Origin of the sequence: Shouchella rhizosphaerae, assembly GCF_036700015.1 — a bacterium.
GTDB classification, from domain to species: Bacteria; Bacillota; Bacilli; order Bacillales; family Bacillaceae_D; genus Shouchella; species Shouchella rhizosphaerae.
Genome location: NZ_CP144921.1, coordinates 1652632 through 1671653, shown reverse-complemented (window position 1 = coordinate 1671653; position 19022 = coordinate 1652632). Strand labels below are relative to the sequence as shown.

Annotated in this window: 18 protein-coding genes; 12 read left to right on the top strand and 6 right to left on the bottom strand. The window is 46.4% G+C overall.

Going from position 1 to position 19022, the window contains the following annotated elements; all coding sequences use genetic code 11:
• Positions 1 to 10 precede the first annotated feature (10 nt).
• On the bottom strand, positions 11 to 1171 hold the full coding sequence (locus V5G21_RS08395; protein ID WP_011248798.1) for a GNAT family N-acetyltransferase: 1161 nt from the start codon (positions 1169 to 1171) through the stop codon (positions 11 to 13).
• Positions 1172 to 1293: 122 nt separating this feature from the next.
• On the opposite strand from V5G21_RS08395, the gene V5G21_RS08390 reads away from it, so the two are divergent.
• From V5G21_RS08390 to V5G21_RS08365, 6 genes are all read left to right on the top strand, one after another.
• Entirely contained in the window at positions 1294 to 2667 is a 1374-nt protein-coding gene (locus V5G21_RS08390; RefSeq protein WP_011248797.1) for a dipeptidase, read from the top strand.
• Positions 2668 to 2877: 210 nt separating this feature from the next.
• Positions 2878 to 3675: a Cof-type HAD-IIB family hydrolase gene (locus tag V5G21_RS08385; protein WP_011248796.1), complete on the top strand. Its 798-nt coding sequence runs from the start codon at positions 2878 to 2880 to the stop codon at positions 3673 to 3675.
• A gap of 545 nt (positions 3676 to 4220) precedes the next feature.
• The gene (locus V5G21_RS08380) at positions 4221 to 5183 is read left to right on the top strand and encodes a metal ABC transporter solute-binding protein, Zn/Mn family (RefSeq protein ID WP_035205826.1); all 963 of its coding nucleotides are present in this window, start codon (positions 4221 to 4223) and stop codon (positions 5181 to 5183) included.
• 52 nt (positions 5184 to 5235) lie between these two features.
• The gene (locus V5G21_RS08375) at positions 5236 to 5991 is read left to right on the top strand and encodes a metal ABC transporter ATP-binding protein (protein WP_011248794.1); all 756 of its coding nucleotides are present in this window, start codon (positions 5236 to 5238) and stop codon (positions 5989 to 5991) included.
• On the top strand, positions 5969 to 6901 hold the full coding sequence (locus tag V5G21_RS08370; protein WP_011248793.1) for a metal ABC transporter permease: 933 nt from the start codon (positions 5969 to 5971) through the stop codon (positions 6899 to 6901). The genes V5G21_RS08375 and V5G21_RS08370 overlap by 23 nt, the downstream gene beginning before the upstream one ends.
• Positions 6901 to 7779 carry a metal ABC transporter permease gene (locus tag V5G21_RS08365; protein WP_035205940.1) on the top strand — a complete coding sequence of 293 codons (879 nt, stop codon included), beginning with the start codon at positions 6901 to 6903 and terminating at the stop codon, positions 7777 to 7779. The genes V5G21_RS08370 and V5G21_RS08365 overlap by 1 nt, the downstream gene beginning before the upstream one ends.
• Positions 7780 to 7848: 69 nt before the next feature.
• On the opposite strand, the gene V5G21_RS08360 is transcribed toward V5G21_RS08365, so the two are convergent.
• The 3 genes from V5G21_RS08360 to V5G21_RS08350 all read right to left on the bottom strand — a co-directional run bounded on the left by V5G21_RS08360 (position 7849) and on the right by V5G21_RS08350 (position 9176).
• On the bottom strand, positions 7849 to 8400 hold the full coding sequence (locus V5G21_RS08360; RefSeq protein ID WP_011248791.1) for a YpiB family protein: 552 nt from the start codon (positions 8398 to 8400) through the stop codon (positions 7849 to 7851).
• 79 nt (positions 8401 to 8479) lie between these two features.
• On the bottom strand, positions 8480 to 8824 hold the full coding sequence (locus V5G21_RS08355; protein WP_011248790.1) for a general stress protein: 345 nt from the start codon (positions 8822 to 8824) through the stop codon (positions 8480 to 8482).
• A gap of 67 nt (positions 8825 to 8891) precedes the next feature.
• The gene (locus tag V5G21_RS08350; protein WP_035205829.1) at positions 8892 to 9176 is read right to left on the bottom strand and encodes a DUF3817 domain-containing protein; all 285 of its coding nucleotides are present in this window, start codon (positions 9174 to 9176) and stop codon (positions 8892 to 8894) included.
• 270 nt (positions 9177 to 9446) lie between these two features.
• Between V5G21_RS08350 and V5G21_RS08345 the strand changes: the two genes are divergently transcribed.
• The 5 genes from V5G21_RS08345 (at position 9447) to map (ending at position 16301) form a co-directional block, all read left to right on the top strand.
• On the top strand, positions 9447 to 10649 hold the full coding sequence (locus V5G21_RS08345) for a class I SAM-dependent rRNA methyltransferase (RefSeq protein ID WP_035205831.1): 1203 nt from the start codon (positions 9447 to 9449) through the stop codon (positions 10647 to 10649).
• Between the two features lie 4 nt (positions 10650 to 10653).
• The gene (locus V5G21_RS08340) at positions 10654 to 12843 is read left to right on the top strand and encodes a DNA topoisomerase III (RefSeq protein ID WP_338465461.1); all 2190 of its coding nucleotides are present in this window, start codon (positions 10654 to 10656) and stop codon (positions 12841 to 12843) included.
• A gap of 201 nt (positions 12844 to 13044) precedes the next feature.
• Positions 13045 to 14385, top strand: coding sequence for an alkaline phosphatase (locus tag V5G21_RS08335; protein WP_338465460.1), 1341 nt, complete (start codon positions 13045 to 13047; stop codon positions 14383 to 14385).
• Positions 14386 to 14770: 385 nt separating this feature from the next.
• A complete protein-coding gene (locus tag V5G21_RS08330) occupies positions 14771 to 15397 on the top strand; it encodes a YdbC family protein (RefSeq protein ID WP_011248785.1) in 627 nt (208 codons plus the stop codon).
• Between the two features lie 160 nt (positions 15398 to 15557).
• Positions 15558 to 16301: a type I methionyl aminopeptidase gene (map, locus tag V5G21_RS08325; protein WP_011248784.1), complete on the top strand. Its 744-nt coding sequence runs from the start codon at positions 15558 to 15560 to the stop codon at positions 16299 to 16301.
• Between the two features lie 187 nt (positions 16302 to 16488).
• Here map and V5G21_RS08320 read toward each other — a convergent pair whose 3' ends face one another.
• Positions 16489 to 17946: a flotillin family protein gene (locus tag V5G21_RS08320; protein WP_011248783.1), complete on the bottom strand. Its 1458-nt coding sequence runs from the start codon at positions 17944 to 17946 to the stop codon at positions 16489 to 16491.
• Between the two features lie 13 nt (positions 17947 to 17959).
• Positions 17960 to 18478, bottom strand: coding sequence for a hypothetical protein (locus V5G21_RS08315; RefSeq protein ID WP_011248782.1), 519 nt, complete (start codon positions 18476 to 18478; stop codon positions 17960 to 17962).
• A gap of 172 nt (positions 18479 to 18650) precedes the next feature.
• Here V5G21_RS08315 and V5G21_RS08310 point away from each other — a divergent pair, with 172 nt between their 5' ends.
• The gene (locus V5G21_RS08310; RefSeq protein ID WP_011248781.1) at positions 18651 to 19019 is read left to right on the top strand and encodes a hypothetical protein; all 369 of its coding nucleotides are present in this window, start codon (positions 18651 to 18653) and stop codon (positions 19017 to 19019) included.
• Positions 19020 to 19022 lie beyond the last annotated feature (3 nt).

The window sequence follows — 19022 nt, the reverse complement described above, 5'->3', positions numbered from 1 at the left end:
CTTTTTAGTCTTAAAAGAAGTCGACAAGAGCTGGCTGTTCACCGGGAATAAGGCGGAAAAAATCTTGTAGTGCTTTTTCGTCGCCCTGAATGAAGCCGGCATGCTTGAAAAAAGTGGGGCGTTGATAGCCTAGCATGAGCGCCGTCAGTGTTTGGATGTCCGTTTCAAATACCGGTTCATCGCCACCAACAGTTGTCGGGTGTGCTTTTCCATTTTTAACCGAGAATGCAAACAACCGATCATTCCACTCTGCGACTGGGTCACTGATACGGAACACAAAGTCGCCTTGACCATCGGCAAGAAACGGGTAAGCTTGGAAAAACGGAGCGACATCAACAATGCGGGCCATAAAGTATGGAATCGTCTCAGCTTTTGTTTTTGCGTCTGGCAGAAAATACGACAAGCCTTCTGCTGCTGGCACCGTCAATTCAGCTGTGTCAGCCATGGAGTCGTGCTGGCCGATAAAGGCAAACAAAGCATTTAAGCCTTTTTGGTCGCCAAAGATTAGTTCTTCTGTTGTAAAATTCCGTTTTTGAATTGTATAGATCATATAGGCGCTCGGCTCTCCCGCCGCGTCTATGTACAAAACGGCTTTCTTTGCTTTATACGCTCCGTTTTGCAGATGGTCCCACCATTGTGGATCACGGACGAGCATCCCATGGCAGAGGCGCTTCTCGTAGACGGCACAGATTCTCGGATCAGATGGGTCGACCCGCTCTAACTTGCCATCAGCAATTGGCAAGGGCTTTGGCAGTTGCTTGGCATTTAGTGTATAGGTAGTTTTCTCACAAAGAATTTCCCAGCCGAATTTACGGTAAAAGCTCACCGAAAATGGCGCTAAATACGACAATAAGTGGCCTTCTGCGCGCATCGTTTGCAACGTGTGGCCAAGCAGTTGGCGCACATGGCCTTTGCGTCGTTGTTCAGGGTAGGAAGCAACGCCAGCAAGGCCACCCATTGGCATCGTTTTTCCGTGGATGTGGACAGCCAAAGGCAAAAGTGCTAGTTTTGAGAGGAGCTGGCCGTTCTCCGTGGCGCCGATGTTAATCGATCTGTCCCATGCTTTTTGGGCACGCTGTCGGTGGTCATCAGGGTTCTCAACTTGAAAAGCATAGCAGCTAAGCTGAAAAGCTTGCTCGAAATCTTTGTCAGTTAGTCTATGAATCGTCATAGTAAGCATCCCCCTAGGTTTTGCAGGCTATGTTAAGTTTAGCATGGCAGACGGAGAATGAAAGCGAAAAAATATGATACAATACGATGAAAAGAACTTAATCATAATGGGGTGTAGCGTGAATGGCAAGTTCAGTGATAGAACGGCTGCGTCAAGACCGCGCCGCGCATTTAGAAGAATTGAGTGCATTTTTAAAAATTCCAAGCATTAGCTCCATTTCCGAGCATAAGGAAGACATCCGTGCTGCAGCAGAATGGTTGAAGCAAGCGTTTCTTCAGGCAAAAATGGAGAAAGTGGAAATCATTGAAACGAAAAAGCATCCTATCGTTTATGCAGAGTGGCTTGATGCAGGGCCAGAGGCAAAAACGATATTGATTTATGGCCATTACGATGTTCAGCCAGTTGACCCTTTGCATTTATGGGAAACGGAACCGTTTGAGCCGACTGTTCGCGATGGCAAGCTTTATGCCCGTGGGGCTAGTGATGACAAGGGTCAAGTGTTCATGCATTTGAAAGCGGTGCAAACGATGCTTGAAGTAGAAGGGACGTTGCCGTTTAACGTCAAATTTTTAATTGAGGGCGAAGAAGAGATTGGTTCGCCTAATCTTGATGAATTTGTAGCGAACGAGAAAGAGCGTTTAGCTGCCGACGTGTTGCTTATTTCCGATACGACGATGCTTGAAGCAGGCAAACCGGCTATCTGTTCGGGGCTGCGTGGCATTGCTGCGTTAGAAATCCGCGTAAAAGGGGCAAAAGGCGACTTGCACTCTGGCCTGTATGGAGGCGCTGTACAAAATGCCTTGCATGCCCTTGTTCAATTGCTCGCTTCGATGCGCGATGAGAACGGAAAAATCACGATTGACGGCTTTTATGAAGGGATTGAAATCCCTTCTGCAGAAGAAATGGAAAGCATCAAGGCGTTAGGAAGCGGAGAAGAGGCGCTAAAAGAGGAGCTTGGTGTCAATGAACTGTTCGGAGAGAAAGGGTATACAGCCCGAGAGCGCACGTGGATTCGGCCGACGCTTGAATTAAACGGCGTCTATGGCGGTTTCCAAGGGGAAGGTGTCAAAACGGTGATTCCAGCGGAAGCAACCGCGAAAATCACATGCCGCTTAGTGCCGGGACAAGACCCAATTGACATATTGGAAAAAATCGAAGCCCATATTCAAGCGCATACGCCGCCTGGAGTGACAGTGACAACAGAACGTCATGATACAGGCAAGCCTTTTGTCGCTCCAGTGACAGACCCTGTATTTGCTGCATGTGCCCGTGCTTACGAGGAAGTCTACCAGACAGAAGTGGCGTACACGAGGATGGGTGGGTCCATTCCAGTAGTGGAGACATTTGATTCGCAACTTCATATTCCGATTGTCCTTATGGGATTCGGTTTGCCGAGCGAGAATTTCCATGCTCCAAATGAACATTTTCATCTCGAAAATTTTGATAAAGGGATGGAAACCATTGTCGCTTTTTGGAACCAATATGCAAATAGGTAAAGGAAAACGGATCGCCCTGTTCGTCGCCGGCCTGTCGACTACGTTTTGGACGCGTAACCAAAACGGTCGGGAGGCCTTTTCCTTTTATTCATCCATAATGGTGTAAGTTTGTAAAGTCAGCTCTAAGATTCGTTTGCATAGGCATCAAGCACGATTTATTTATAGTACACTAGATATAGAAAGCACTGTGAATGGAGGAGACATATTCGTATGGACCAACAAATAGGACCGCACATTCAGTTAATTGCCCTTGATATGGATGGGACACTGCTGGATGACAATCACGAAATTTCGGAAGGCAATCGTGAGGCGATTGCAGAAGCCCAGGAATTAGGTGTCCATGTTGTGTTGGCAACAGGCAGGACGTTAGCAAGTTGCGGGAAGTATGCCACATCGCTTGGGCTGAAGTCTTTCTTAGTGACCGCAAATGGCAGTGAAATTTATGACTGTGAAGGGAGTGTTTTTAATACGAGTTTGATGCCGCCAGAGGCGGTTGACCACATATACGAACTAACGGAGAAGCATGGCGTACATGTATGGGGCGCTTCAAGGAAATCGATATTCCGTGGCAAGTTGCCCGATGACAGGCATGGCCACGAGTGGCTAAAATTCGGGTTTGATACCGAAGATGATGAAGTGCGCAAAGCGATTATCGCTGAGCTCCAGCTGCGGGCCATCACAGAAATAACCAATTCAAGCCCAACCAATATCGAAATCAATGCCCTAGGCATTAACAAAGCGTTTGCGTTAAAGAAAGTATGCGACGACTTAGGCATTTCGTTGCAAAACGTCATGGCTGTTGGCGACAGTTTAAATGATATTGCTATGATTACTGAGGCAGGACTTGGAATCGCCATGGGCAATGCCCAGGAGGCTGTAAAGCGAAAAGCTGATTGGATTACAGCCACAAACACCAATGATGGCGTTGCCGCTGCTATTCAGCGCTGGGTCGTACTGCCGCAACAGAAGGAAAAGCGGAAAGCAGAGGAGAAATCAAGTTCCCATTAAACAACGATTGGGTGGCACCGAAGATCTCGATGTGACATATAAATAGGTTTTTGTCAGAGATAAGGAAAGCAGCGACTGTCTCTTGTCAGAACCAGTTTTAACTGGGAAACGAGCGAGATGTTCTTAAGAGGCGTTGTTCGTCCAGGTGCTGCAAAGCTTTTCGCATATTCGCTATGGCTTGGCATAGAGGAATTATTTATGGAGATAATGGATGGTTATAGAGTTGTCTAAGGCATTTATGAGTGGCCTTAAGACGGCTCTTTTTTTATTTAAGATGTGCCAGACTTGTGTATGTTGCTGCAGAAACCGTGTGAACTCTTTTTACTGGCAGGTATGATAACGCTGTACGAGACGCACGCTATGCAGAAGAACAGAAAAAGACGTCGGTTAGCTTGTTGCTTGTTGTGAATATTTTTTGTCTATGAGTCTTGACAAAGTTGGCATTGGTTATTAAAGTTGCATTAGAGAAACTTTATTGTGGACAGGAAAGTGTCCTGTATTTATGCATAAAGTAATGAATGGAGAATATATGGCTAAAGGGGGATATGTCATTGAATAAGAACATATGGGGAATAAGTTCAATAAGTGCAGCTGTTGTCTTGCTTGCTGCAACGGGGTGTTCAGATGGGGCAGGAGGAGAAGTCGAGCCAAGTGAGGACGACCCCATTCAAGTCGTCGCTACGATCGCCCAAATTGGCGAGCCATTAGAACGAATTGGCGGCGATTTTGTGGAAGTAAAAACGATTATGGGTCCTGGGGTAGACCCCCATTTATATGAGGCGTCGCAAAGTGATTTGCAAACGATTAGCAACGCCGATGTCATTTTTTATAATGGCCTTCATTTAGAAGCGCAAATGTCTGACGTATTTGCTAATGTGGATGTGCCGGCATTGGCGATTGGCGAAGAGGTGGCGGAAAGTGAATTGCTAGATGATGAAGAGGACGCTTCGGCGACAGACCCCCATATTTGGTTTGACGTAAACATGTGGCAACAGGCGATTGACGCGGCCGTTGAACAATTAAAAGAAATAGCGCCAAGCGAAGCCGATTATTTTGAACAAAACAAGCAAGATTATTTTGCCGAGCTAGATGAGCTATACACATTTTCGGTTGAGAAGTTAGGCGAAATTCCTGAAGAGCAGCGGATTTTAGTAACAGCCCATGATGCGTTCCAATATTTTGGGCGTATGAATAACATAGAAGTGGTCGGCTTGCAAGGTTTAAGCACAGAAGACGAGGTTGGCATTTCTGACATTCAATCAACGATTGATACAATTGTCGAAAAACAAGTGCCCGCTGTATTTGTTGAAAGCAGTGTCAATGATTCTTCGATACAGGCTGTGATTGAAGGCGCCGGAGAAGCTGGCGTTGACATTGAATTAGGAGGCACACTTTATTCTGATGCAATGGGAGAAGCAGGGACAGAGGAAGGCACATATATTGGGATGTACCGACACAATGTCGAAACCATTTATGATGCGCTTATGAATGGAGGCGGCCAAGACTAATTAAATGATGGCGGATTAGTGGCGGAGCGCACCAACAGGAGATGAACAGAACATGAATGTAATTGATGTCCGGCAGCTTAGCGCTGCTTACCGAAAAAATACGGTGTTGCAAAATGTCTCATTTGAAATCGCCCCAGGTACATTGACGGGCATTGTGGGGCCAAACGGAGCAGGAAAGTCGACGTTAATCAAAACGGTGCTCCAATTGCACCCTTACTTGTCAGGAGACGTAACTTTTTTCGGCGAACCCCTTAAAAAAGTAAAAACGCGGATTGGTTACGTTCCACAGCGAGGCTCAGTTGATTGGGACTTTCCGACAAACGCTCTAGATGTTGTGCTGATGGGTCTGTATGGCCGGATTGGCTGGCTGAAATGGCCGCAAAAAAAACATCGGGAACAAGCAATGCAAGCACTTGAAAAAGTCGGGATGACTGAGTACGCGAATCGGCAAATTAGCCAGCTGTCTGGCGGGCAGCAGCAACGTGTGTTTTTAGCGCGTGCCCTCGTTCAAGAGGCTGATCTCTATTTTATGGATGAGCCGCTTGCTGGAGTCGATGCTGCTACAGAGCGAGCAATCATGGCGATATTAAAAGAATTGCGTAAAGAGGGAAAAACGGTTCTTGTCGTTCACCATGATTTACAGACAGTCGCTGATTATTTTGATCACGTGCTTTTTCTAAACAAGACGGTTATTGCCCATGGGCCGACGGAAGAAGTGTATACCGCTACTAATATTGAAAAAACATATGGCGGCGCGATCCACTTCATGAAAGGGGATGGGCGCAATGTCAGTGCTATCATCCATTAACTTTCAATGGGTCCTCGTTAGTGCGGTTTTGCTCGGTGTCGCATCAGGCATGTTCGGCACGCTAGCTTACTGGAAAAAACAAAGCTTAATGAGCGATGCATTGTCTCACGCAGCGTTGCCAGGCGTTGTCATTGCCTTTATGATCATTCAGGAGAAACAATTGCTGTTTTTAATTGTCGGCGCCGCTTTAAGTGCTTTACTAGGCGCTTGGCTCATTTATGCGATCCGTTCTGCGACACGCATCAAGGAAGATGCGGCAATGGGCATTATTTTGTCCGTCTTTTTTGGCGGCGGGATTGTGTTGTTAACGATTGTTAACCGCACTGCTGGTGGCAATCAAAGCGGACTTGATACATTTATTTTTGGCCAGGCAGCGAGCATGGTGCGCCAAGATGTGTACACCATGGCGGCGCTGGCGGCAGCGGTGATCTTGCTGATTGTGATTGCCTTTAAAGAGTGGAAGCTCTATTTGTTTGATGCTGATTTTGCCAAGGGGCTGGGGCTGCCCGTACCTGTTATGAATGGGCTCTACGTGTTTGGCCTCGTTACGACGATTGTAATCGGCATACAAGCCGTCGGAGTGATTTTAATGGCTGCTCTTTTAATCATCCCTGCTGTTAGCGCCCGTTATTGGACCCATTCTTTTAAAGGGATGATGGTTCTCTCTGCTGTTTTTGGTGGTTTTTCTGGCGCGTTTGGTACGTTTATTAGCGCTCAAGGAGCGGGCTGGCCCACTGGCCCGTTCATTGTTCTTTCAGCAACAGCTTTTTTCCTCGTTTCCCTTGTATTTGGAAAAGAAAAAGGTTTGTTTACTGAACGAATCGAATTCAAAAAGCAGCAACGGGATGCACGGGCCCAACATGATGAGGAAGCAAAGCGGATTGCAGCAGAAGGGGGCGGGCAGCCATGATTTCGTATGAAGGGTGGATTCTCATAACCGGAGCCCTCGTTGGCATTACATGCGGCATCGTCGGCGCCTACTTAATTTTGCGGCGGATGGCGATGATGGCCGACGCGATCAGCCATACCGTTTTGCTTGGCATTGTTATCGCGTTTCTCATTACCCAAAGCTTAGAAGGCGTTCATATGCTCATTGGCGCGATTGGCGCAGGGATATTAACCACATTTCTCGTTCAATGGTTCCATTCCAAAGGGGTCGAACATGACGCTTCCATTGGCGTGGTGTTTACGTCGCTATTCGCTCTTGGCGTCATTTTAATATCAACCGCTGTAGGCAATGTCCACCTTGATATTAAGCATGCCTTAATGGGAGAAATCGCTTTTATTCCTTGGAATCGATTGACGCTCTTTGGCTTTGAGATCCCTGTGGCTACGGCCACGTTGCTGCTTGTGTTGGCGATCGTTTTGTTTTTTGTGCTCGCTTTCTACAAAGAATGGAAAATCACCTCTTTTGATCCAGCATTGGCCGTAAGCCTCGGTTTGCCGGTGATGTTGCTTCACTATCTATTTATGACGCTTGTCTCAATTACGACAGTTGCTTCGTTTGATGCCGTTGGGGCGATTATGGTTGTGGCTATGCTCATTACACCGGCTGCTTCTGCCTACTTATGGACCAACCGCTTATCGATCATGCTCGTTTTAAGTGCGGCCTTTGGTGCGTTGTCGGCTATTCTCGGCTATTATGTCGCCCTATGGCTAGATAGTTCGATTTCAGGGTCGATGGCGTTAATGACCGGTGCTGTGTTTCTTGTTAGTTTTATTTGTTCCCCATCGCATGGACTTGTCTCAAGATGGGTCCGGCCTGAGGAGACAACGAAAGCACAATAATAGAAGGAAGCCCAAGCCTTTTTGGACAATGAGGTCTGGGCTTTTTTGTGTTTTTAGGCGAAAAGCCTGTTAGGAGGGGCGTTGGTGGTTTTCCTGCAGTTGTCGGAGCTTCCGCGTCAATCGGGCAAACTCTTCATGATTGCGTTCATCGAGTGCTTTATCGATGGCTGCGCGGAGGCGATTGATTTGATTAGCTTCTGATACGTAGTCGAGAAACTGTTTCGTTTCCTGCTCATACATTTGAAATTGTTTATATGTTTTGTAAGGGCGGGATAGGGGTGTATCAAGCAACTGTCGATAAAGGTGGTTTAAATTCCTTCCATAAAAATGGACAATTAAATAAAAGGGAGCAGATGGGTTTGTGACAATGTCGTCCCACGCTTTTGCGACACTTTCTGTCTTTTTTGCTCCATAGTAGTACACAAATCCAGGCTCATCCGATTGAGTGCTGGCAACGATGAGCGTACGTGCCCTAGGAAGTCGTTTTTCAGTAAAATACAAATGTTGTAGCAAGTGGGGTGTTGATTTGATGTGGAGAAGCAAATCTCGTGCATCGCGATGCTTCAAATGGTGCTTGTTCAGAAACCATTCTAAAAATTGTTTTTTCAGTTGATCGCTCAAGGCACGCTCCTCCTTTTTCTGTTATGGGTATGTTTATGTAAAAAACCGCCCTCCATGCAGAGGACGGCCTTTTAAGGGCTTAAAAAGTAAACTGGGCGTCTTGATTGGTCACAGCGACAATCACTTTGCCTTGATCAAGACGTTCTTCCAATTGTTCAGCTTCATCTGCAGTAAAGCCAATTTCTTCAAATTTGGCCCGAAGCTCATCGCCCTTACTCCGGAACGTGTTTTTAAGTGCAGTGCCTAACCCAGTCTCAGCTGCACTGATTTTGTTAGCGTCGGCATTATCAGCCACACGCTCTGTCCGGTCGTCGTCGTGAGTGATGACATAAATGTCGTCTTCAGATACGTTCTTTGCTTTTAGGGCATTGACTGCTTGGACAACTTCTTCATCATTGAAAAACTCTTTATAAACAGGTTTCATATTGTATCGCCTCCCTGTTTTTTGCTTACCCCGCTCTTGAAATCTTAAAACGTAGGAGAGCAAAAATCTATAAAGCTGGAGGACGCTGTTGTTTTAAAATGCGGCTATCAAACACAAACGGACCGAATGGAATTACGGAGGCGATGCTTGCCAACAGCGCGGTTTTAAAAGACCAAGCGCGGCTGAAAAAATAGGATGCCACAAACAGCATATAAACAATAAACAAAACGCCATGTGCCATTCCGACAATGCTTACTGCTTCAGGAATATCAGCAAAATATTTAAGGGGCATTGCCACAAACAGCAATAGCAGCAACGAAATGCCTTCTATATAACTAATCCATTTGAACATACGTGCCCTCCTTACTCTTTCCTTTAGTATAACAGCAAGCTGGGCAGTGATGTAGCGTAGAACGAGAAAACATGCCATTTTTTGAAAAATGGTCAATTTTTAAGAGGAGGCGTTGTTCCGGTAGCAAGATTAGTGTCCGCCGAAAGGAAGAGCGCTTCCTTCCATTGACCGGCCTTAACGGAAGTCGACAAAACCAATCAGACAGAAGCCTTCCCTCTCAAACAGCTTATCGATTTTGTCTATGGTATACTACTTAAAAGAGGTGAGCAAATGAAAGCCTACGAGAAAACTGTTACGGTTAGTGATAAAGTAGCTGTTCGATTAAAAAAGGGACACCCCCTTTTCCATAAAGATGATTTTCACTTGCCTGCTGACGTCCGCGAGGGGACGATTCTTCGCGTTACAGATAGTGGCGGCCGTTTTTTGGTCCGTGGCTATTACGGAAAACAGAATGTCGGCCAAGGCTGGGTGCTTTCCACTAACAAAGATGAGTCCATTGACGTCCGCTTTTTTAAGGGGAAAATTGAAACAGCTTTAAACAAACGGGCTGGGCTTTTTGTCAATGAAGAGACAACCGCATTCCGTGTTTTAAATGGGGAAGGAGACGGAGTCGGCGGACTTACAATTGACTATTATGAAGGGTTTTTTTTGGTAACGTGGTACAGCAAAGGCATGTATTCATTTCGCAGCCAAGTTCTTGAGGCGCTTACTGCGTGTACGGCCTACAAAGGCATCTATGAGAAGAAACGTTTTGCTAGTGAAGGCCAATATGTCGAAGATGACGATTTCGTTTGTGGAGAGCGCGGTCAGTTCCCATTGCTTGTTAAAGAAAATGGCATGTATTTCGCTGTTTATTTAAATGACGGACCGATGACGGGTATTTTTCTCGATCAACGCCACGTAAGAAAACAGATTCGTGACCAATACGCGCCTGGAGCGCGAATGTTAAACCTTTTTTCCTATACGGGTGCTTTTTCTGTTGCCGCTGCGCTTGGCGGGGCAGCTAACACAACAAGCGTTGATCTTGCCAACAGGAGCCGTTCGAAAACAGAAGAACAATTTTTAATTAATGGCATTGCTGTTGAAGACCAGCACATTGTTGTTATGGACGCATTTCGCTATCTATCCTATGCTGAAAAAAATCGGCTTGAGTTTGATCTGGTAGTCCTTGATCCGCCTAGCTTTGCCCGTTCGAAAAAACGGACATTCAGCGCGGCAAAAGACTACACGCTTTTGTTGGAGAAGGCGCTATCGGTAACAGCGCCAAACGGTATTATTGTGGCCTCGACCAATGCGGCCAACGTTGAACGGAGGCGTTTTAAACAATTTGTAGACCAGGCATGCACAGCCAAAAACTGCAGCTATGAACTGCTTGAAGAACATCGGCTTCCAGAGGATTTTGCCACTTCGCCGGCCTATCCTCAAGGACAATACTTAAAAGTGCTCATCATCAGAATAACGGGCAAGGAGTGATTGAATGAAGAAAAAAGCAGTATTAGCCGAAAAGCCGTCTGTAGCCCGGGACATTGCCAGGGTTCTTGGATGCAATCAAAAAGGAAACGGTTATTTGGAAGGAAACGGCTATATTATCACATGGGCGCTTGGCCATTTAGTAACACACGCAGATCCTGAGCATTACGGCAAGCAGTATAAAACTTGGAAACTAGAAGAACTGCCGATGTTGCCAAAACGCCTTGAGCTTGTCGTGATCAAACAAACAGCGAAACAGTTCCATGCTGTTAAGCACGTATTAAACCGCCAAGATGTAGGAGAAGTTGTAATAGCAACTGATGCTGGACGCGAAGGGGAGCTCGTCGCCCGCTGGATTTTGGAGAAAGCCCATGTCAAAAAACCTGTAAAACGATTATGGATTTCGTCCGTTACGGATAAAGCCATTAAAGATGGATTTAAACAACTGAAAGACGGCAAACGCTACGAAACGTTATATGCCGCAGCAGCAGCAAGAGCCGAGGCAGATTGGTACGTCGGAATTAACGGAACAAGAGCATTGACGACGAAGCATAACGCCCAGCTGTCCTGCGGCCGTGTGCAGACGCCTACACTTGCCATTCTTGCCGACCGGGAGGAAGCAATCCGCAAGTTTGTGCCAAAACCGTACCACACCATTTCGGTCGAAACGAAAGACGGTGTTACATTCCGTTGGGCGGACAGGCGCTCAAAAGAGGAACGGATTTTTGACGACAAGCGGGCAAAAACGCTGCAAGAAAAGCTGCAGCAGTCTGCCATTGTCATTGATTCTGTCAACGCAAAAACGAAGCGGACGCCTCCACCGCCTCTTTACGACTTAACGGAATTGCAGCGCGAGGCAAACAAGCGCTTTGGCTATTCGGCTAAAGAAACGCTTGCTGCTTTGCAACGTTTGTATGAACAACATAAAGCGGTTACGTATCCGCGCACAGATTCACGCTATCTTTCTTCTGATCTTGTCGAAACGTTGAAAGAACGTCTCCACGCTGTTGATGTCCAGCCTTTCCGCAAAATGGTAGCTAACGCCAAAAAACAAGGGCTTGCCAATGCAAAACGGCAAATGGTCAACGATGCAAAAGTGTCAGACCACCATGCGCTCATTCCAACGGAACAACCTCAGAGCGCAAGCGCCATGAGCGACAAGGAAGCAAAGCTGTATCACTTGATTGTGCGCCGTTTTCTGGCAAACTTTTTCCCGCCAAGTGAGTCAGAGTTAACGTCAGTAGAAGCGACGGCAAACGGAGAGCTGCTTCGGGCCAAAGGCGAACGCCTTGTGTCTGCTGGCTGGCGTGGGCAGGAAACAGGTGAAGAAGACGAAGCGTTGGCCCGTTTGTTGCCAGCTATGAGCAAAGGCGATAAAAAGGCTGTTAAATGGGTAGGCATGACACAAGGCAAAACTAGCCCACCGCCACGTTTTAATGAGGGTACGTTATTAGCGGCAATGGAAAAACCTGCCCAGCATATGGAAGCGAAAGACGAGACAATTAAAAAGACGCTTGCACAAGCTGGGGGAATTGGGACAGTAGCGACGCGGGCCGATATTATTGAAAAGCTTTTCTCTAGCTTCTACATTGAAAAGAAAGGCAAAGATTTATATATCACTTCAAAAGGCAAACAGCTGCTTGAGCTTGTTCCGGCTGAATTGAAATCGCCAGCACTTACGGCAAAATGGGAGCAACGGCTCGAAAAGATCGTCCAAGGCAAAGAACAAAAACAAATGTTTATTGCAGAAATGAAAGAATACGCCAAAGCCGTTGTCGCCCAAGTAAAAGCCGACACCGCCACTTTCCGCCACGACAACAAAACAGGTGAAAAATGCCCTGAATGCGGCAAATTTCTCCTTGAAGTAAACGGCAAAAAAGGAAAAATGCGCGTATGCCAAGACCGGGAATGCGGTTATCGGAAAAACATTGCAATGACCACAAATGCACGCTGTCCAAAATGCAAAAAGAAACTAGAACTTCGCGGTGAAGGCGAAGGCCAAGTGTTTGCGTGTGTTTGCGGCCATCGCGAGAAAAAGGCGCAATTTGAACAACGACGTAAACAAAACAAACATAAAAACGTATCAAAACGAGAAGTGCAGAGCTATATGAAGAAGCAAAACAAGCAAGACCAGTTTGCGAATTCAGCGCTTGCCGACCAGCTTGCTAAGCTAGGCCTTAAAGGCGACGACTCGTGATTTGATAGGGCAATAAACCCGCATGCAGCCGAGAAAAGCATGTGGGTTTTGTTGTACTTCTATTTTTACATAGTTGAACCACTGCCTCGCCTCTCTTTAGCCAATCTTTACGAATGTTAACGGTTTATTTGCGGTTGCTTTACATCGGTTCTTTATACTTACAAATGGAGATCATTTTTACCCTAATGGGAGGCGAAAAGCATGAAACGTTCAAAGAAATTGGCAGTGGCAGGGCTGGTTGGGATCGTGTGTCTTGGAGCGACCTACACGGCGGCATTTGCATCAGACAGTGGGGAAGTAGGAGAAGAAGGCAATCAGCCTAGCAGTGGACAAGCCAAAAATGTCATCTTTTTAATTCCTGATGGCTTTTCGCAAGGCTATACAAACAATTACCGTTTATACAAGGAAGATGGCGAGCCTATTTGGGACGAACGCAACATGCTGCGCGCCTTCGTGCAAACGCACTCGGCAAATGCAGAAGTGACCGATTCCGCTGCAGCAGGCACAGCTTTAGCAACCGGGGAAAAAACGAATAATGGCATGATCGGCGTAACTCCTGCTGGACAAACATTGCCGACAATTCTCGACTCAGCGAAAGAAAACGGCAAGCGCACAGGACTTGTGGCTACATCAACGATTACACACGCGACGCCTGCCGCTTTTGCTGTTAGCGTAGAGTCACGGAACAGTTATACAGAAATCGCCTCACAAATGGTCGCAAACGATCATATCGATTTAATGCTTGGTGGTGGCCGGACAGAGTTTGTGCCTGAAGACCAAGGCGGTATTCGCGAAGATGGCGTCGATTTAATAAGCGAAGCAGAAGAAAAAGGGTTTGCATTTGTAGAGACAGCGCGGCAATTAGCGAACTGGAATGGTGAAGAAGACCGCTTGCTTGGCTTGTTTGCTGAAGAAGCACTGTCGCCGGCAGCTAATAAACGGACGGACGAGCCTAGTTTAGGGGAGATGACTGAAAAAGCAATTGAATTCTTGTCAAAAGAGGACAATGGGTTTTTCTTAATGGTAGAAGGCAGCCAAATTGACTGGGCTGGACACGCCAATGACGCCTATTACGCCATGACAGATACGGCCGCTTTTGAAGAAGCAGTCGAAGCAGCGGTCGATTTTGCCGATGAGAATGGCGAGACGCTTGTCGTCATGGTCGGCGATCATGATACAGGGGGGATGGCCGTTCACGCATCAGAAGAAGGGGATCCGTCTAAGCTTCATGGTGTCTCTGCTCTAGGGAGCGACATGGCTGCAGAAGTCGAACGGAATTATAGCAACTTAAAAGAAGTGTTTGAAACGTACACCAATTTTGAATGGACAGAAGAAGAATTGGATCAACTGAAAGAAAGCGACTCACTGGAATTAGCGATCAATACGGCCATCAGCGAAAAAGCAGGCGTAGCCTGGTCATCGTTAGATCATACAGGCATTGACGTGCCACTGTACGCTTACGGCGCCGGGGCAGAACGGTTTACCGGCACGATCGACAACACTGAAGTCCCGAAAATCATGAAAGCAGCGCTGGGGATTTAAACCAGTTGATTTTCAAGCCGGGAAAGAACGTCCTATAGTATAGAAAAAGGATTTAAGGAAGAAGGGGCCTTGTAGCTGCTTCTTCCTACAATGATTGTCTCTTCGTTGTTCATAAAAAAACCTAAAATGTTCTGGGGTTTATTTCTATCTCATGTTTATACATCGTGTTAAAAATAGATATAACTATCTTTCTCTGATCAAAATTCCCTCTCAAGTTTCGCCTCCTCGCTGGATCCATTTTCTCTTTCCTAAGTACACCGGTTCGTATAAATCGGGAGTACTGCCACTCTTACTGTAACGGATCCTTATGGCTTAGTTAAATAAGAGATTGTATAAAGGTACATCGTTCTTCTATAATCAGTAGAATGTATTGGAGGGATGATGGGTGTTTATTAAACACATTACATGTAAAGTGAAAAAAGAAAAGAAAGACGTTTTTTCTAATGGTCAAGCTAAATGGGGTTATCTAAAAGGATTGGAAGGCTTTGTAGGTCAAATTGGAGGGTGGAGTGATAAACAAGAAAATACTGCCTATATCTTTTCTTTATGGCAAGACAAGAAAGATTATCTACACTTTATGAAGAACGAACATGACAAGGTTGCGTTCCTTACTGGCCAGGAAGGAAGTATTTCTTCTATACATATAGAATTATTTGAGGAGAAATTTGGTATATGTGAAGGCAATATCAATGATTTTATTAATGGAAATTATATTCGTTTTGCCAACTGTGATGTTAGGGAAAATAGAATGGCTCACTTTGAAGAGATGCAAATAAAAGTTTGGAATAAAAACATGGCTCAAGAAGAAGGAATGCTAGGTGGTTATTTTGCTAAAAATACATTAAGTAAAAGATACCTCGTGTTAACAGGGTGGATTGATAAAAAGGCCCATACGAAGTATTTACAAAACACGTTTAATAGATTGATAAACGAAAGTGACGTAAATGCTGATGTATCGACTATGTATGGCGATCAATTTTTAGTAGAAAAATCTTGGCTGTTTATGAAATAGTTAAATATTCATATAGCAGCACCGCTGCAGCCAGTGTCTTGTTGCGATTGCTTTACGCCAGCCAAGGACCGATAAATACACTCTCAGAGGGACACAAGGCTTCTTTTCGAGTATACTGGAAGTAAATTTGAGTTGAAAGACAGATACTGGAGGTTAAAACGTGTCCATCGAATCAGAACACGATCTCATCGCTTTACAGAAGATTGGCCGTATCGTGGCAATGGCCCGTGAAGAGATGCTATCCTCTGTCCAGGCTGGAATTACAACGGCAGAGCTTGACGGCATCGGCAAAAGGGTGTTGGATGAGCATGGAGCTGTCTCCGCGCCTTATATTACCTACGGTTTTCCGGGAACAACGTGTATCTCTGTAAATGAGGTAGCTGCCCATGGCATCCCAGGCCCTCGGGTGCTGAAGGAAGGGGACGTCGTTAATATTGATGTGTCGGCGGAGCTGGGCGGGTATTATGCTGACACCGGGGCAACGACAGTGGTAGGATCTCGCTCGCCGCACAAGGAAAAGCTATGTCAGAGCTCGCTTCGTGCGCTGCACCAAGGGCTTAAGAAGGCTAAGGCGGGTGCGAGGATCAGCGGCATCGGACGGGCGATTCACAACGAAGCCCGCAAAGGTGGCTTCACCGTGATCCGTAATTTGGCCGGGCACGGCATTGGCCGCAAGTTGCATGAGATGCCAGACAGCATTTTGAATTATTATGATCCACGAGACAGCAGGTTGCTCACGAACGGGCTCGTGCTCGCAGTGGAAACTTTTGTATCGGATGGGGCGGAATTTGTAGACGAGGGCGCTGACGGTTGGGGGCTGCTGCTGCCAGAGCATCATTATGCTGCACAGTTTGAGCACACGATTGTCATTACCAAAGATAAGCCGCTTATTTTAACAGCGTAACGTTATTTTCGAGCTTAATCATTTGGAAAAACGGTTGTCCTTAAGAAAGGGCGGCTGTTTTTTTACGAAAAGGCCAATAAATTCTCATCACTAAAAAGCTTGCCGGGCATCTCGCGTCGGCAAGCTTTCGTGGTTGCTTTTTATGGTGCGTAAATCCCTAAAGCATTTAAACCAATGGAAGGAGTGTTTATTTCTTCGATAAATTTTCAACTAGCTCTTTTACGTCAATTCCGCTAGACGCTTTTAAGGACTCTTGCAAGCCAGCCATTAAGTCGGTCGCGTAGCCAGTTACTTTGTTAGCGCCGCTCCCTTGGCCGCCTGCGCCGGTATCGACAACGGTAATCTTATCGATGTTCGCGAGCGGTGCTGCTACTTCGCGAGCATAATCAGGGAGCATTTCGATTAACATGCTAAGTTTAGCGGCTTCTCCGTATTTTTCAAACGCTTCGGCAATTTTTTCTTTTGCTTCCGCTTCTGCCAGCCCTTTAAGACGAATGACTTCAGCTTCAGCTTCCCCACGTGCTCGTTCGGCTTCCGCTTCTGCCAGCCCGTCAACACGGACCCGCTCCGCTTCCGCTTTCGCCATTGCTTCAACACGGTATTTGTCTGCATCTGCTTCGGCAAGTTGTTTGCTTTTTTGCGCGGCAGCCGCTTGCTCGACGGAATAACGGTCGGCGTCTGCTTTTTTCTTGACTTCAGCGTCATACTGCCGTTCGCGGCGGGCAATTTCTCTTTCTTCAAGCTCGATTTGCTTTTGCCGCTCAATGATTTGAATTTGCATTTGCTGTTCCGTTACTTCCTGCTTTGAACGGGCTTCTTGCAAATGGTAGGCTTGGTCCGCTTGCGCTTTTGCCTGTTCTTGCTCGCTGCGGTACGCAGCTACTTTCAATTGGTTGTTCTTTTCCGCCTCAGCAATTTCAGTGGCACGTTCAATCTCGGAACGCTGCGCCTCCATATTGGCATTTGCCTGGCGAATGCGTGTTTCTTTATCGGCTTCAGCCGTGGCGATGTCTGCATCACGCTTCACTTGGGCGATGCGCGGTTTCCCGAGTGATTCTAAGTAGCCGTTGGTATCACGTAAATCTTTGATTGTAAATGATACAATGACAAGTCCCATTTTGGCCAGGTCTTGAGAAGCAACTTTTTGCACTTCTTGTGAAAACCGTTCGCGGTTTTTATAAATTTCTTCGACAGTCATCGAACCTAGAATGGAGCGAAGATGCCCTTCTAGTACTTCTTTTGCTTCTTGTTCCCGGTCATCCCGAGTTTTGCCGAGGAACTGTTCTGCCGCAGTCGCAATTTCGCCAATGGAGCCGCCAATTTTAATGATGGCGGTACCGTCGGCAATGACAGGCACGCCTTGTTCGGTATAAACTTCTGGTGTTTGTACGTCGAGTTTGCTCGACAAGAGTGAAAGTGGTTTTGCTTGCTGGAATACAGGCATGACAAAGGTTCCGCCGCCTCTGACAATTTTAATGCGGTTCCCAGCCTCATCCATGTTCACATTTTTGCCGCCAAGGTAGCTGCCTGTGACAATCAATGCTTCATCTGGGCCTGCTGTTCTGTAGCGAGTTACGAACACGCCGACAAGCACAGCAAGAATAACAAGGACAATTCCAATAATAATCATGATTTCTACTGCCATTATATACCTCCAATTAATCAAGTAATGGATCTGTCAATTCGGAGACGTAAGCGATATTGTTTTCGATTTTCATAATGACCGCCGTCGCCCCAGCGGAAATCGGTTTCCCGTCCATGCTTGTGGCCGTTTTGGCAATGGTGCCGCTGTCGAGGCGAACGACGATTTCGCCGAAGCCTTCCGCAGGGATCGAGAGAATGATTTCGCCGTATTCCCCTTCTAGATCTTCCTCGCTGTATGCCGTCGATTCCTCCGTATGCTGTAGCGGAGTTAAAATAAATAAGTTAAATAAAATGGCAAGCATAGAGGCGACGACTAGACTAATGCCTGCGCTAACCACGCTGGATAAGGGCGAAAACTTTTCCAGTAAGTACGCACTTGCACTAAAAAAACTGATGGCAGATAGCACAAATGCTGGTGAAAGCCAACTGTCAAAAATGGCAATACTATCAAAAACATCTGAAAGCAAGACATAAATGATCGTTACACCTCCGCTTACAAGCAAAACCGTCAGATACAGCGTATCTAGCTCCATGAGCTGCCCTCCTTTCTATTCTTTATTTATCATGATATACGAAGTTCTTTTGGAAAAGGTTTCAGTTTTAAATCAGTGAACCGCTCTCTAATAAAGCATAGTTCCTATACCTTGTTCATATACTGAAATGTATGTTTTCGGATTTATTCCCATGCGGGCAGGTGAGGGAACGATGCCAGAAATGGATGAGAAAGCAAGAGAAGAGGAAGCAAGGCGTTCAGAAGAAATGATCCAATTTGCTGAAGATCTGATTTACTACGCTGCGATTATCGGCGGAATTGCGACGGCGATGGACCTTGTTGGTTTAACAATAGCACGAGAGGAAGCGCGAAGAGCAGAGGCCGCAGCTGAGGAGGAAATGGATACGGCGTTTCCGCAACAGCCACCAGTCGGTTTTACTGAGTCTGGGATTCGGAGAGACGGCCAAAACGGCGGAGGAAACCCTTCTAGTATGCAAAAGAAAGTTGAAGATATGGAGCGTGAAATGAAACAATTGCAGTGGCAAATGAAGCGGATCGAAAGCATGCTCCATCGCCGCTAAAGG

What these genes read in the sequence shown, in the direction of transcription:
- V5G21_RS08395 (WP_011248798.1), bottom strand. Translation starts at nt 1,171, where the DNA reads ATGACGATTCATAGACTAACTGACAAAGATTTCGAGCAAGCTTTTCAG.
- V5G21_RS08390 (WP_011248797.1), top strand. Translation starts at nt 1,294, where the DNA reads ATGGCAAGTTCAGTGATAGAACGGCTGCGTCAAGACCGCGCCGCGCAT.
- V5G21_RS08385 (WP_011248796.1), top strand. Translation starts at nt 2,878, where the DNA reads ATGGACCAACAAATAGGACCGCACATTCAGTTAATTGCCCTTGATATG.
- V5G21_RS08380 (WP_035205826.1), top strand. Translation starts at nt 4,221, where the DNA reads ATGTCATTGAATAAGAACATATGGGGAATAAGTTCAATAAGTGCAGCT.
- V5G21_RS08375 (WP_011248794.1), top strand. Translation starts at nt 5,236, where the DNA reads ATGAATGTAATTGATGTCCGGCAGCTTAGCGCTGCTTACCGAAAAAAT.
- V5G21_RS08370 (WP_011248793.1), top strand. Translation starts at nt 5,969, where the DNA reads ATGTCAGTGCTATCATCCATTAACTTTCAATGGGTCCTCGTTAGTGCG.
- V5G21_RS08355 (WP_011248790.1), bottom strand. Translation starts at nt 8,824, where the DNA reads ATGAAACCTGTTTATAAAGAGTTTTTCAATGATGAAGAAGTTGTCCAA.
- V5G21_RS08350 (WP_035205829.1), bottom strand. Translation starts at nt 9,176, where the DNA reads ATGTTCAAATGGATTAGTTATATAGAAGGCATTTCGTTGCTGCTATTG.
- V5G21_RS08345 (WP_035205831.1), top strand. Translation starts at nt 9,447, where the DNA reads ATGAAAGCCTACGAGAAAACTGTTACGGTTAGTGATAAAGTAGCTGTT.
- V5G21_RS08340 (WP_338465461.1), top strand. Translation starts at nt 10,654, where the DNA reads ATGAAGAAAAAAGCAGTATTAGCCGAAAAGCCGTCTGTAGCCCGGGAC.
- V5G21_RS08335 (WP_338465460.1), top strand. Translation starts at nt 13,045, where the DNA reads ATGAAACGTTCAAAGAAATTGGCAGTGGCAGGGCTGGTTGGGATCGTG.
- V5G21_RS08320 (WP_011248783.1), bottom strand. Translation starts at nt 17,946, where the DNA reads ATGGCAGTAGAAATCATGATTATTATTGGAATTGTCCTTGTTATTCTT.
- V5G21_RS08315 (WP_011248782.1), bottom strand. Translation starts at nt 18,478, where the DNA reads ATGGAGCTAGATACGCTGTATCTGACGGTTTTGCTTGTAAGCGGAGGT.
- V5G21_RS08310 (WP_011248781.1), top strand. Translation starts at nt 18,651, where the DNA reads ATGCCAGAAATGGATGAGAAAGCAAGAGAAGAGGAAGCAAGGCGTTCA.